We start from the raw sequence: 14,216 nt of genomic DNA on the forward strand, positions 1-14,216 counted from the left end.
CAAAGATATAAAGGAACGGTTAATATACGCGTAATTGATCTCATATTTCAACAGCCCGAAATCAAAAATAACAAGAATTGACAAAAGTCTGACACAAGCAGATAACAATCAGGATAAAAAGGCTCATATAAGCTTGAATTCATTGGCTTTACACCCCGTGAAATCACCTTGTGATTTTATGGATCTGTATTTTTAACGATAAAAACTAGTAAAAACAGCCATCGAATAAATAGCTAAAAATGACATTAAACCAACAGGATTTATAATACTGAAAATTAATCGCAGAGAGTAAATGCATTAAACGGTAATAATAGAAAACACATTTTAATCGTCTATGTTTACAATTACAAACACAAGTAAAAACCTTGTTATTTCACAAGTATTCTATATTCCTCGCCTTATCTACCCAAACGACTTAAAGACGCGAACTGTTGGTCATTTGGGTTTATTTTTTTATGAGCTAAACTAAATCATCTTTAGTCACACTTACGCCTTTGATTTGTGCGTAGACTTCATCACCGACCTTCAGATTTAACTCGTCAGCAGCCCAGAGTGTAATATTGGCCCATAAATGCGTGTCACCGACTTGCAACTTAATTTCTACTTTTTGCTCTTCCTGAACATGAAGGATCTTCTCGATTCGTGCCGATAAGATATTACGGATACTGGTTTGCAGTGGTTTGGATTTTGTTAACGATATATCATTAGAGTGAATACGCACCCTTATCCATTCTCCCCTTTGATGTGGTAATCGACTCACCCACAAGTAAGTATTATGGCTTAGCATAACTTGGGTTAATGCATATTGCGGATGACTGACGCTAACCCGGGCACTAATAAGCGAACTTTGTTCTTTCGATGGCAACCAAGGGCGCATTTCAGGTGATCCCCATACGCTATTAACGTGTCCAGACACCACCAACTTTCCCTGATTGATCATGACCATATGATCAGCCAGACGCAATATCTCATCCAAACTATGGGTGACATAGAGGATCGGAATATTCACTTCTTTCGCCAATTTTTCCAGATAAGGCATCAACTCTTGCTTGCGCGGCTGATCCAGCGAAGCTAAAGGCTCATCCATCAGCAGCATATCTGGTTTTGTCAGCAACGCCCGGCCAATCGCAACACGCTGCCTTTCACCACCAGACAACGATGACGGATAGCGCTTTAATAGATGCTCAATTCCCAATAGCGCCACAACATCATCAAAATGCTGCTGGTCTTTATGCCGGCAACCATAGTGTAGATTTCCAAGCACGGTATAATGGGGAAATAAACGAGCATCCTGAAAAACATAACCAATACGACGCTGTTCGGGCGGTAAATATATCCTTTTCTCGCTGTCGTATAATACTCGATCTCCAAGTGCGATGTATCCTTCGTCAGGCTGACTCAATCCACTCAATACGTTAATAAGAGAAGTTTTACCAGCCCCGGAACGACCAAATACCGAGGTGATCCCCTTCATCGGCAAATCGAGAGCAAGATCCATCAACAGCTCACCAAGCTGCTGCTTTATGTTGATTTTCAACACATTACCTACGGTTAACATACCGTTTTTGGTCAACATTAAGCCTCCAAACGCTTACGGGCAATTCGTGTCAGCCATTCAGAGACCATCAGCGACATTAGCGCTATCACTATCGCGATCACACACAATCGTGCAGCTTCACTCTCCGCCCCCGGTGTTTCGATAAAAGAAAACATCGCAAGAGGTATTGTTTGCGTTTCTCCAGGGATATTCGACACAAAAGTAATGGTCGCGCCAAATTCGCCCAATGCACGGGCAAAGGCCAGAATCGTCCCCGTAAGAATACCAGGAAGGGTTAATGGCAGTGTTATTGTGAAAAAAACCTTCAATGGGCCAGCACCCAGTGTCCGCGCTGCCTGCTCTAATTTACGATCAACGCCTTCCAGCGCCAAACGAATCGATCGCACCATTAACGGAAATGACACAAGAGCGACTGCCAGTGCAGCCCCACGCCAGCTAAAGCTGAACGTCAGCCCAAACCATTCATATAGCCACTTCCCCATAAAACCCTGGCGCCCCATTGCGAGCAGCAACAAATAGCCAATAACAACCGGCGGCAACACTAAGGGAAGGTGCACTAAACCATCAAGAAATGACTTGCCAACAAACTGACATCGAGCCAACAACCAAGCGCATAAAATGCCAACTGGCAGGCTAAAAATCACGGCCACACTCGCGATTTTCAGGCTAAGCAGCAGCGCCTGTAGTTCATAATCGGTTAGCACTATTGGTGTACCCCGAAACCGTATTTTGTAAAGACAGCTAGCGCTTGCTCTGATTGTAAGAACTGATAGAAGTCTTTAACCTCTGGGCGTGACATTCCATTGACAATTGCAATAGGATATTCAATCGGTTGATGGCTGGTAGCCGGTATCTTTGCAACCAGCTTCACCTGTTTAGAGATTAAGGCATCTGTTTTATAGACCATCCCAAGCATCGCTTCCCCTCTTTCTACCAGCACTAATGCGGAACGAACATTATTCGCCCTTGCTAACAGCGGCTCAGCTTGTTGCCACAACCCCAAAGTCTGTAATGATTCTTTAGCATAACGTCCGGCAGGAACATGTGCCGGATCACCGACCGCTAAACGCGTACCTTGAAGAGCCTGACTGAGATCCCAGCCGGCAGTCACTTCAATTTTGTCCTCGGAATAAAACTTAGGCGCCACCAATACCAGTGAGTTAGTTAACAGTGATTGGCGTGATTCAGGCTCTATCATTTTCTGCTGAGACACATAATCCATCCATTTATTGTTCGCAGAAAGGTAGATGTCTGCCGGTGCTCCTTGTGCAATTTGTCTTGCCAGGGTTGAAGAAGAAGCAAAAGACAACGTTGTATCAATCCCTGCTGTTTCTTTATACAACCCAGCCACCTCGGATATCGCATTAGTCAGAGAAGAAGCGGCGAACACCGTGACTTTTTCACTTGCATAAGTTGGTGCTACCGATGTCGCCAGACAGACGACTGAAACAACTAACGAGGCAAACTTCTTACTCGATCCCATCACTTTATCCTTACCATTGAAATATCGATATATAGTAAAGTATATATCGAGTAAAGAAAATGATTAACGAATGCAAAAATTAGCGAGAAAAAGGCAATACACCGGAAATCGACACCGAATGCCGGAAGAACGCCTCTGTAGTGGCATACTGAATTTGGCCACCTGATTAGAGGTGTTTATCGAATAGCTCAGTCTTGCTTTGAGCTAAAACATCAGCCCCAACAAAGAATACTTTTTAAATTCAAGCCCTTAATGTATTGCACATCAAAGGCTCGAACATCATGATGATAGTCGTGTTTTAGAACTCAGACATCAGCTGTTTGTACTTCATCTCATCTTCATACATCTGATGGAAGATTTGATACTTCATATCATAGAAACGCTTAATTCTGTCTGTTTGTGGTGTTACAGCTTTTCCAATACGACTCATTGCATTCATTGCATCTGGAATATCAGTATAAAAACCTGACGCGACTGAACCTAGCATTGCAGAGCCAAGCAATACTGCTTCGCTTTCTTCTGGTAATAACATTAAACAGCCTGTTGCATTGGCATGCTCTTGAACAAAAATCGTATTCTTTGTTCCACCTCCACAACCCATAATGGTATCAATCTCGTATCCCGACTGATTCATTACTTCAATGATATGCCTTGTTCCTAACGCAATAGCCTGAATTGTCGCTAGGTAAGCCAGAGCCATATCATCGAGTGTTTTCGACATTTTTAGTCCGGTAATCGTACCGGTAAGATTTGGATTGGCTCGTGGAGAACGGTTACCATGAAAATATGGCAATACATGAATGTCTTTAGTTAGAAACGCAATATCTTCTTTAGTGCCCGCGAGTTTCAATAAATGATCATTCAGTATTTGATAAACCGTTGTTCCATCTTTCGTTGCTTGTGCTTTTAGTTGTCCATATAAAGGGTTCGACGTAATGATATGGTCAATTAACGCGCCTGTAGCAGATTGACCACCTTCATTTAACCAATGATTCGGGATCATTGCCCCATAGTAAGCACCCCATACACCATCGATGAAACGCGCAGTCTTTGATGCAGCCATATGACAAGATGAGGTTCCGCCTATTAATGCCAAACGCTTATTAAAATCGGCAGTCTCGCCAGCCATACCAGCGGCCCCCAGAACACCAATACCACCAGCATGAGCATCAATAATCGACGTACCAACAGGTGTACCGCGTATTAAACCTAAATCATCAGCGGCGTGTGCCGTTAAACCTTGCCCAACAGGCTCTCCCATTGGCTTAATAACATTACCAATAGACTTTGCACCATCAGCAAGTAAATCATCTAACCCAATGCGTTCAAAAAAGTGTGTATCCCACTTATCTTCATGGCCTAAGTATGTCCATTTACACACGGTAGAGCAAAGAGAACGGCTATCATCAAACGTTGCTTTCCATGTTAAAAAGTCAGGTAAATCAAAAAAATATTTAGCTTGAGACCAAGTATTTGGCATATTTTGCTTCAGCCAAAGTAACTTCGGGGTTTGCATTTCAGGTGAGATACGATTTCCCACATATGCCAATACCGGATGTTCTGTTGTATTAATACGTTCTGCTTGTGCAATGGCTCGGTGATCCATCCACATAATGATATTTTGTTCACTTCGACCTGTAGGGCTAACCGTTAATGGTTGGCCTTTTTTATCTAAAACAACCAATGAACAGGTTGCATCAAAGCCGATACCTTTTACTTGAATCGGATCAATGTTTGCTTGCGAAACTGCATCTTTGACCGCCATACAGACACTTTGCCAAATGTTTTCAGACGACTGTTCGATAAAATCAGCACGGGGTTTAAACATCTGTGTATCACGCTTCGCTTCACCGACTTTTCGACCTGAGGCATCGAAAACACCAGCTCGTGCGCTGCCACTACCAACGTCAACGCCAATAAAATAAATACTCATCTTGCTCTCTCCACTAAGCTTTACGTTTTTGTAGGGTAATGAATAGAATTAAAATGCCACCCCAAAGAGCCATCGTTAAATAGCTGCTGACGCCTAATAAATTCAGACCGCTTTCTAACGTTTGTAATACAATCAATGCCAGGCCAATACCAATAATTCGACCAAAACCACCATCTGGATTAATCCCCCCTAATACTGATGCTAAAATGGCTATCAATAAGTAGGACTCCCCATAGCCTGCTTTGGCCGAGTTGAATTTTGCCATCATAACCAGTGCGGCAACCCAACAAAGAATCGATGAAATCGCATACACATAAAGCACGGCTTTTTGTGTATTGATACCAGAGAATTGAGCAGCCTTCTCGTTCGAGCCCATCAAGTAGATAGTACGGCCAAGGCTGGTGTGCTCAAGTAACCCCCATAAACCAATAGCGAAAAATACGAAGAGGATAAGTGGCATTGGAATACCCAATACTGCACCATTACCGATGACTAATAATGATTCTGGAAAGCCTGACATAACACTGCCACCAGAAATCAAAACGTTTAGGCCATTAATTAATGTCATCATTCCGAGTGTTGCTAATATTGGGGAAACCCCGACATAAGCAATTAAAGCACCGTTAAGTAAACCAATAACAACCGCAGTAACTAAACCCGCCACCAGTGCAAACAACAGTACCATTCCATTATCGGGTGCCATCGTGATAATGCTTGCCATAACTAAACTGCACGCATTGGTCGTTGCAATAATGGAGAGATTAATCCCTCCAGTAAGCATGCATACCGCCATCGCAAGCGCTAGCATTCCCAATAATGGCATTTGTGATGACATGGACTGTAAATTTGCCACCGAGAAGAATGTATCACCGCTTGCGACAGCCATGATGACCATAATACTGATTAAAATAACTAATAAATAACGGATGTTTCTATCCGTTGGTAGCTTTAATGCATTCAATACCTGATCCATTACGCCCCCTGCAACGCTTGTTTTTTTTCATTCAGAGCAGTCATACTGATACTGAATACAATAATGAGACCGGTGACAACCGCATGCCAATAAGAAGGAACACCTAGCAATGTTAATCCGTTCTTCATAATGGCTAACAGCGCCACACCAAGAACAACTCCCATAAGCGTGCCTTTCCCCCCTGTCATGCTCGTTCCACCTAATACCACAGCAGCCAAAACCGTAAGTTCAAAGCCCATTAATGAATTCGGTGCAACTGACTGTGTAATTTGGGTTTGCACCACTGATGCAATTCCCGCTAATGCCCCCATGTAGCCGTAAACAAACAGGTGAATACCAAATAAATTAATACCAATCCGGCTTGCTGCATCTGCATTACCGCCCATCGCATATATCTGACGACCTAAGCGTGTTTTCGACATCAAAAATGATGTAAATAAAACAACAGCGACAAGCGTTATAATTGGAAGAGATAAGCCATAGTCGTATCCGTCGCTACCCACAAAGGTGAACCACTCAACCCCATCCATAAACCAATCAGGGAAACCGTATAACCAAGCACCATTGCTAAAGTAAATCAGCAATCCAAAAAATAAATTGAGTGTTGAAATCGTAATGATGATAGCAGGTACTTTCAGCTTATATACCAATACGGCATTGATAAGGCCAAGCAGCATACCTACAGCAGCGGCAATCAAAAAAGCAATAAAGAAGTTGCCTCCAATAGACAATACATAGGTCGCCATAACGTACTGTGCTATTGCGGCAGTGGCTGGAAATGAAATATCAATACCGCCTGCAATCAAAACAACATAAAGTCCACAAGCCATGATGCCTAGAATGGCAGAGCTCACCGACATATCGAAAATATTGCCCAGCGTTAAAAAATCTTCAGAGCTTATTCCTAACCCAATAACCATTAAACCAATAAGGGCCGCTAGATAAAATTCATGACGCTTTATTAAAGCATCCCAACGAAAACGCATACGATCACGCATTGACGGCCTCCATGATTTCTTTTTCTGAAGATGTTATTGGATGGAAGTCATGAGAGAACTTTCCATCTTTCATTACAATCACGCGATGGCTGTTATAAAACACTTCAGGGATTTCATCGCTCACCATGATGATAGCCATCCCCTTTAAAGCGAGATCTTTCGCTATCTGATAAATGCTTTCTTTGTTCGCAATATCAACACCCACTGTTGGAGAGTCGAGAATCAACACATCAGGCTCAGCCGCAATCCACTTAGCAATAGAAATCCGTTGAGCATTACCGCCCGACAAACTGGTCACTGGTAACATAGGATCAGCAACTTTAATTGATAAAGAAGATATGAGTCTTTTCACTAAGTTTGTCGCTTTTGCATGATCAAGAAAACCATTCGGCTTTTTCAATCGAGACAGAACTGTCGCTGTAGTGTTGTCTTGTATGGATTGTTCCATAACTAACCCAGTGCTCATTCTGTCTTCCGAGACATAACCAATGCCATGAGCAATCGCTTCTCTGTTAGAACTAAATTCAACACGTTTGCCATTAACCTTCATTTGACCGCTATCTGGTCGAGTCATACCAAATAAAGCCAAACATAACTCAGTACGACCAGAACCTAACAACCCTGTTATAGAAACAATTTCACCAGCACGCACTTGAAGATTAATATCATTAAACTGACCTTTTTTAGTCAGGTTAGTGACCTCTAATTTCACATCTCCCTGCTGTTTATATTCGCCTAGCGGAGAATACTCAAAACGTTGCCCTGTCATTAAGAACGCCAGTTCATCACTATTCATTTCTTCTGCTGGATACGTGCCAATGGTTTTGCCGTCACGAATAACCGTAATTCGATCAGAAATCTCCATGACCTCATCCAGCTTGTGACTAACAAACACAACAGTAATACCTTTAGACTTTAAATCCGCAACCACCTGAATTAAGCTATTTACTTCTGTTCGAGTCAGAGAAGCCGTCGGTTCATCCATAATGACAAGCTTGGCATCAGACGCCATTGCACGACAAATAGCGACCAACTGGCACTCTGCAATAGAAAGTTGCTCTACTCGTTTTGTTAAAGGAAGTGATACCCCCACTTTATCCATCGCAGCCTTGGCTATCGCATCTAAACGTGCGTGCTTAACTACGCCTTTCGTCCATGCCATATGATCTTGCACGGCAATATTTTCAGCGACAGTAAGATTAGGAAATAAAGATAGATCTTGATAGATAACCTGAATCCCATGTTCTATAGATTGCTGCGGGTTCAAGCGGGAATAGGTTTTCCCATCAAGTACAATCTCTGCACCTTTTTCAGGTGCATGTACCCCAGAGATCACTTTGAACAAGGTACTTTTTCCACAACCATTTTTCCCTGCTAAGCAATGCACTTCACCTTTATTGAAAGTTAAGTTGATGCCATCAAGGGCCTTAACGGAACCAAAATGCTTGGATACACGCTTTAAGGTAATAAATGCTTCGTTTGACATGATGGATTTCCAGCTAAAGGGCAGTATTGCACTGCCCTGAACAAAATATTAATAATGTGATCAGAAACCTAGGTCACGAGCGTTTGACTTGTCTACTACAAGGATTTTATTAAATTTAATCACACGCTTTTCTTGATCAATCTCTGCAACACCAAGATTATCAACAGTCACACCATCAACCACTTTTTGGCCGTCCAGCATTTGTTTCGCTACGGCAACCATCGCATAACCTGCATCGGCGGGATTCCATAAGAAGCCTTTATCAATCTCGCCACGCATCAAGTACGGTGCCGCTTGGCTTGGCATCATAATGCCCACAGTACTCATTTTGTTTTTAGCGCGTTTCTTCTTAATGGCCTCACCTGCACCAATGGCACCGAGTGATCCATAAGAAACAATACCCGTCATGTCTGGGTGTGCTTTCATTAAGTCATTCGTTGCAGCATACGAAGCATCAATACTTTCAGCAACAGGCATACGGCTTGTCACTTCATACATGTCTGGGTAAGCCATTTTTTGGTAATCAATCGCTAGATTTGCCCAGTTATTATGCAGTGGGACGGTTAATGAACCAACATAAACGGCATAACCACCTTTCTTGCCCATATTTTTCGCAAGTTCATCCATTGTCGCTTTCGCATAAGCTTGATTATCAATGGTTTCGATATCCCAGTCGGCGCTGTGGCCATCTGGTGATTCGTGAGTAAGTACAATAATGCCCTTCTCACGCGCTTTCTTAAATACGGGTTCTAATACCGTTACATCATTAGGAACAACCGTTATAGCGTCCACACCTTTAGCAATCAGATCCTCAATGATCTTCACCTGCTGTGCGGGATCGGGAGTAGATGGACCTAACTGACGGGCATTAACACCAAAATCAGTAGCAGCCTGCTCAATACCCTTGTTCATTTGGTTAAACCAAGGGATACCTGATACTTTCACGACGTTCACAATTTCATAGTCTTTTGCCTGAACACCAGCAGTAGCAAGAGCCAGTGTAAGAGCAGCAACATTGAACAAAACCTTTTTCATCGTTATCAATCCTTTATTATATGTGTAGAGCATTGGAGATTTGATGAGATGAATATAGGGGATTAAACAAGGACAAACTGGAAGAGTATTACAATATGTGACGGGGACACATTCGTGTAACGGTGCGGATATCGCAACGTTAAAAAATTGTTGCTTTAAAAGTAATGCGTAATTTAAACAAACTTTAATATCGAAAATAAAACAATGACCTTACAATAATAAAGCAAAAAAATAACAATAACTCTGATGTAAATACAAAAAGCAGAGCTATCAATAGAATGTAAATACTGTTTATTAAACAGTAAGTTACTAAACAAGATCTAGTTCTACTTTTTTAATGTCGTTTTTCATTACTGCCAAAGGTAAATGTGATGACAAGTCAGGATAAAAAGAAACGCTATACTCTGGAAATTAAAACTAATTAGCCACTATGTTATTTTATTACAGCTGTTCTAAAACTAAGGTAAAGTAAGCCATTTAAATTTTATCCGACGTAAACTGGCAAGTACTTTCATTCCGCATTTTCCGACTTGCGTGTCAACTTTCTTTAGCCTTACTATTAGTGTTGAAATAAAGTTTCATCGACCTCAGTGATGCCCGCATTAAAGGCTGTGGGTAGCTCTAAGAATCAGGGTGAGATCATGAATACTTAGTTTTCATCCAAAGCTAAATCAAACCAACTCATCGATATGAAATATGTACATCAGCAACCAAAAATACCGGTAATTTTTTGGAATTTAACCGTATAACCGCTCTATAAATTGATGGTAATTTACGTTTTTAACAAAAAATCAACTTATGCTCTCGGCCTGACATATCACTTAGCTATTGTCTGTCTAATTTAACTGTAACAACTAAAGGAAATATAGCCTTCATTAATCTACTTAACGGGGCATAAATACGTTAAAATACCGGCGATTATTTTAGCTTTGAGCCCTTTATACTAATGACTACTGTCACAACTCCAGACAACTTTACTGAACTTGGCCTTATTCAACCCTTGTTAGCTCGATTAACTGAACTTGAATATCAACAGCCAACGCCTATTCAAGCACAAGTTATCCCAAGTGTATTAGCAGGGCGTGATTTAATTGCAGGGGCAAATACAGGCTCAGGTAAAACGGCCGCCTTTGCTCTGCCTATGCTGCAGCAATTACACGCTGAAAAGCCATTGAATAGCAAAAGCAGTAAAGGCAACTATGTTACCGGGCTGATTTTAGTGCCAACGCGTGAATTGGCAAAACAAGTTTCTGACAACATTAAGTCTTATGCCGTGCACTTTAACGGCACGATTAAAACGGTTGCTGTTTTTGGTGGTGTATCCGCGAATACTCAAATGCTTGCATTACGTGGCGGTACCGACATTTTGGTGGCAACACCTGGTCGATTACTCGACTTAATTTCAAGTAATGCCATTAAGCTAGATAAGGTTAAAACCTTAGTGCTTGATGAAGCTGATCGTATGTTAAGTCTTGGTTTTACTGATGAACTATCAGCACTGCTGAGTTTATTGCCAAAGCAAACTCAAACGTTATTATTTTCAGCGACTTTTCCTGAGCAAGTACAGGCTTTAACTCAAGAGTTGCTTAACGACCCTGTTGAAATACAATTGCAGAGCACTGATACCAGTACCCTGGTACAGCGCGTTTTTACCGTTAATAAGGGTGGAAAAACAGCCTTGTTAGCGCATTTAATCAAGCAACATCAGTGGCGACAAGCACTGATTTTCGTCAATGCAAAAAATAGCTGTGAGCACTTAGCTGACAAACTCTCTAAACGGGGTATTTCCGCAGAAGTATTTCATGGTAATAAAGGGCAAGGTGCTCGTACTCGCGTGCTTGATGCTTTTAAATCAGGCGAGATAGAAGTGTTAATTGCGACAGATATTGCTGCTCGTGGTCTAGACATCGAAAAATTGCCAGTGGTAATCAATTTTGATTTACCAAGAAGTCCATCAGATTACATGCACCGTATTGGCCGAAGTGGCCGTGCCGGTGAAGTAGGTTTAGCATTATCGCTTATTGATTATGATGATTACCATCACTTCAACATCATCGAAAAGAAGAACAAGATCAGACTTGAACGTGAGCAAGTGGTGGGTTTTGAAGTCGATGAAACTATCAGTGACGCGATTTTAGCGTCAAATAAACCGATGGCAAAACCTGAAGGCTGCGGTAAGAAAAAGCGTAAAAATAAAATGTCTGAGCATAAAGATATCTGGTTGAGAGATTTTTAACCTAAGAAACGGGAAATCAACAAGAACCTACACGTTCAATGACGATCATTACTATATCAGGTCAAAAACTGTAAGATTTATTGAATCATGACTATTAATCCATTAGTCAAATAATCATCGTGTTATTGATTTCATTGCATTGCAATCACTCAAGGTTAGCCGAGTATGACAACAATCTCGTCTAGCCTTGAGTGCCACAGCTTTGTCAGTAGCATTAAGATAAAGTATGGCAAATAAACCTTTTGGCATTTTCCTACCCTGCCCCCACCGCGTGACAGTCTTACAATTTTAAAACATCAATTCTCGGCTTCAAGCTTGTGAATCCGCATGTGAATTATCTGAAAAGGGATTGTCGGTGAGTGAATGCATCGAAAATCGATACGGAAACTTAAAAGGCAGCCCGCATACACGATTGTTGTCATGATTGTTTTACTTATCGCCATGAGATAGTCAACACTGAAATAGACACCGCCTAAATGGGAATATGCGATAACGATCATAAAATGAACGCCAATATACTTTTAAAATTAGTCAGCCAATTTTGGTGAACTTAATAAGGAATGGCCTTAATGCCTCAATCGGCTATTGGAAGTCAGTGGTACAAATTTGATTTTCATACTCATACCCCAGCCTCTATTGATTATCTTGATCAAGAAATTCCTAATGAAGCGGAGTGGCTAAAAGCTGTAATGCAAGCCGATATAGACTGTGTGGCCGTCACCGACCATAACTCAGGCTGTTGGATTAACCAGCTGAAAGAAACATACATCACCCTGGACAAGTCAGAACCATGGTACCGGCCTCTGCATATTTTTCCAGGATGTGAGATCACGGTATCAACCGGAAACAGTCATACCCACTTGCTGGCACTTTTTGATCCAAGCGTAGATTCAAACCACATCACAACGCTACTTGGCGCATGCGGCATTGTCGATGATTTTGGCGATCCCGAGCGAACATCGACTATCGAGTCAATTGAAACCGTTATCGCAGACGTCAAGCAGGCCGGTGGGCTGGCAATCCCTGCTCATATCGAGGGGTCAAAAGGTCTGCTGGAAAATGTTCGAAATGTTAACCCCGAGATACAAAAATCACTCAATCTCATTGATGCCGCGCAGTTCCTTAATACGTCTCATCTCGATACCGTCCATCCAGAGTTGAAAAAAGCGGCTTCTCACATCGCCGTAGTGCGTGGTTCTGATGCTCATTCCATAATGGATTTAGGAACTAGTTTTACTTGGGTAAAAATGGACATCCCATCCCTCACCGCGCTTGAATCTGCACTTAAAGACAACACCTTCTGTATTCTGAATCAGGGAAAAAATCCAAATATCACAACTCAGTCGAATTAATCTCCGATAAATAGACCGAAGTCACTTCCAAATGCAGGATTCTGGCTGATGAGAGCTTAATTGTTTACTGGGTATGGACGTCCTTTAAAGAGCACGATGAACGTGCTCTTTTTATCACAGCCATGGTGTTGAAAGATTTCTCTCTTATGGCAGGTTATTCAGGTCGTTAATGGCTGATAGTATTCCGTTTATGCCGGTATAGGTAGAAGTAATTAAACCTGGAATCAGTGGAAAAGTTGGATTTGTCAACGTTGGTATAGTGGAAAGAATGCCAGAAAGCGCGCCCAAGCCAATATTTCCACAGCTCAGCAGGCCGCCTGATACCGCTTTATTCATTATTATGAGTGCCGTCAGTCTTCGATTACGTTCGTCAGGCGTCAGGGTGTTTTCATCCGGAGTTGTACCCGGATCATCAACACTAATTTTTAAATATGATTCTAACTTCTTCTCATTGAGACTATTTTTATTTATACCTAATAGCATTTCCATTAAATCATTTGATTCAGCTAATGCCACAAGCTCTTTGATCTCATCTTTTGTAATAATTTGCGCATCAATTTCCGGTATAGAGTAGCCTTCGAGGACTTTTGTGATATTTTTTGATTGCTCAAGTAGAATGGTGGCGATTTCTGACTCCTTTACAATCACAGCCAACTCCAGACACCCCTTAAAGGCATCGACAGTCGTTTTTATGTCAGCTGGAGTAAGATCAGGAACATCTATTTTTTTGCTAACACCTTGGTTTATTTTCTTACCTAGCTCAATTAACTGGGCATAGTTAATTTTCTTAAAAATCTCGGGATGGTGTTCAAGTCGGTATTCTAGCTCCCATAATGCCTGTTTGGTTTCACTCATTTTGTTTTTCTCCGGCATGTCGTTGATAGACTACTATTAAAACTAGCATGCCCCATAGACTTGGCAAGCAATGGTTGAACTTGTTTCCACCGCAAAGAAATCACACCTATAGCCAAGTGACTTCTGGATGCTGAATTCAGAGTGCTCTCTACCAGCTCAATTCGAGGAAAATGTACAGAGGAATGAGTCGTTTTTTCGAGTACATTTGACATGGAAGCGGACTGACTGGAACATTGCCGAATGTCGATTATTACCTTTAATTTTCTCCCGACCTCGATGTATTTGATTCTAAGTGATTGGTTTAATT

The 14,216-nt window shown here is 41.7% G+C and carries 11 protein-coding genes; 2 read left to right on the plus strand and 9 right to left on the minus strand.

Features of this window, described 5'->3' with window-relative positions; genetic code table 11:
* Positions 1-460 precede the first annotated feature (460 nt).
* The 8 genes from modC to R3289_RS11415 all read right to left on the minus strand — a co-directional run bounded on the left by modC (position 461) and on the right by R3289_RS11415 (position 9,466).
* Positions 461-1,576 (minus strand): molybdenum ABC transporter ATP-binding protein ModC, encoded by a 1,116-nt coding sequence (gene modC, locus R3289_RS11380; RefSeq protein ID WP_318925618.1) that lies wholly within the window; start codon positions 1,574-1,576, stop codon positions 461-463.
* A complete protein-coding gene (modB, locus tag R3289_RS11385) occupies positions 1,576-2,262 on the minus strand; it encodes a molybdate ABC transporter permease subunit (RefSeq protein ID WP_318925619.1) in 687 nt (228 codons plus the stop codon). The genes modC and modB overlap by 1 nt, the downstream gene beginning before the upstream one ends.
* Positions 2,262-3,041: a molybdate ABC transporter substrate-binding protein gene (modA, locus tag R3289_RS11390; RefSeq protein ID WP_318925620.1), complete on the minus strand. Its 780-nt coding sequence runs from the start codon at positions 3,039-3,041 to the stop codon at positions 2,262-2,264. Before modA ends, modB begins: the two co-directional genes overlap by 1 nt.
* Positions 3,042-3,339: 298 nt before the next feature.
* The gene (locus R3289_RS11395; protein ID WP_318925621.1) at positions 3,340-4,974 is read right to left on the minus strand and encodes an FGGY-family carbohydrate kinase; all 1,635 of its coding nucleotides are present in this window, start codon (positions 4,972-4,974) and stop codon (positions 3,340-3,342) included.
* Between the two features lie 13 nt (positions 4,975-4,987).
* Positions 4,988-5,947, minus strand: a complete 960-nt coding sequence (locus R3289_RS11400; RefSeq protein WP_318925622.1) for an ABC transporter permease — start codon at positions 5,945-5,947, stop codon at positions 4,988-4,990.
* Positions 5,947-6,945 carry an ABC transporter permease gene (locus R3289_RS11405; RefSeq protein WP_318925623.1) on the minus strand — a complete coding sequence of 333 codons (999 nt, stop codon included), beginning with the start codon at positions 6,943-6,945 and terminating at the stop codon, positions 5,947-5,949. The genes R3289_RS11400 and R3289_RS11405 overlap by 1 nt, the downstream gene beginning before the upstream one ends.
* Positions 6,938-8,431, minus strand: a complete 1,494-nt coding sequence (locus R3289_RS11410) for a sugar ABC transporter ATP-binding protein (RefSeq protein ID WP_318925624.1) — start codon at positions 8,429-8,431, stop codon at positions 6,938-6,940. The genes R3289_RS11405 and R3289_RS11410 overlap by 8 nt, the downstream gene beginning before the upstream one ends.
* A 60-nt stretch (positions 8,432-8,491) precedes the next feature.
* A complete protein-coding gene (locus tag R3289_RS11415) occupies positions 8,492-9,466 on the minus strand; it encodes an autoinducer 2 ABC transporter substrate-binding protein (RefSeq protein WP_318925625.1) in 975 nt (324 codons plus the stop codon).
* A gap of 946 nt (positions 9,467-10,412) precedes the next feature.
* Here R3289_RS11415 and R3289_RS11420 point away from each other — a divergent pair.
* Together R3289_RS11420 and R3289_RS11425 are read left to right on the plus strand one after the other, a co-directional pair.
* Positions 10,413-11,702, plus strand: coding sequence for a DEAD/DEAH box helicase (locus R3289_RS11420; protein WP_318925626.1), 1,290 nt, complete (start codon positions 10,413-10,415; stop codon positions 11,700-11,702).
* Positions 11,703-12,271: 569 nt separating this feature from the next.
* Entirely contained in the window at positions 12,272-13,054 is a 783-nt protein-coding gene (locus tag R3289_RS11425) for a PHP-associated domain-containing protein (RefSeq protein ID WP_318925627.1), read from the plus strand.
* 144 nt (positions 13,055-13,198) lie between these two features.
* On the opposite strand, the gene R3289_RS11430 is transcribed toward R3289_RS11425, so the two are convergent.
* Complete coding sequence (locus tag R3289_RS11430; protein WP_318925628.1) at positions 13,199-13,909, minus strand: hypothetical protein; 711 nt, start codon at positions 13,907-13,909, stop codon at positions 13,199-13,201.
* Between the last annotated feature and the right edge of the window lie 307 nt (positions 13,910-14,216).

It is taken from the genome of Photobacterium sp. (assembly GCF_033720175.1).
GTDB lineage: Bacteria > Pseudomonadota > Gammaproteobacteria > Enterobacterales > Vibrionaceae > Photobacterium.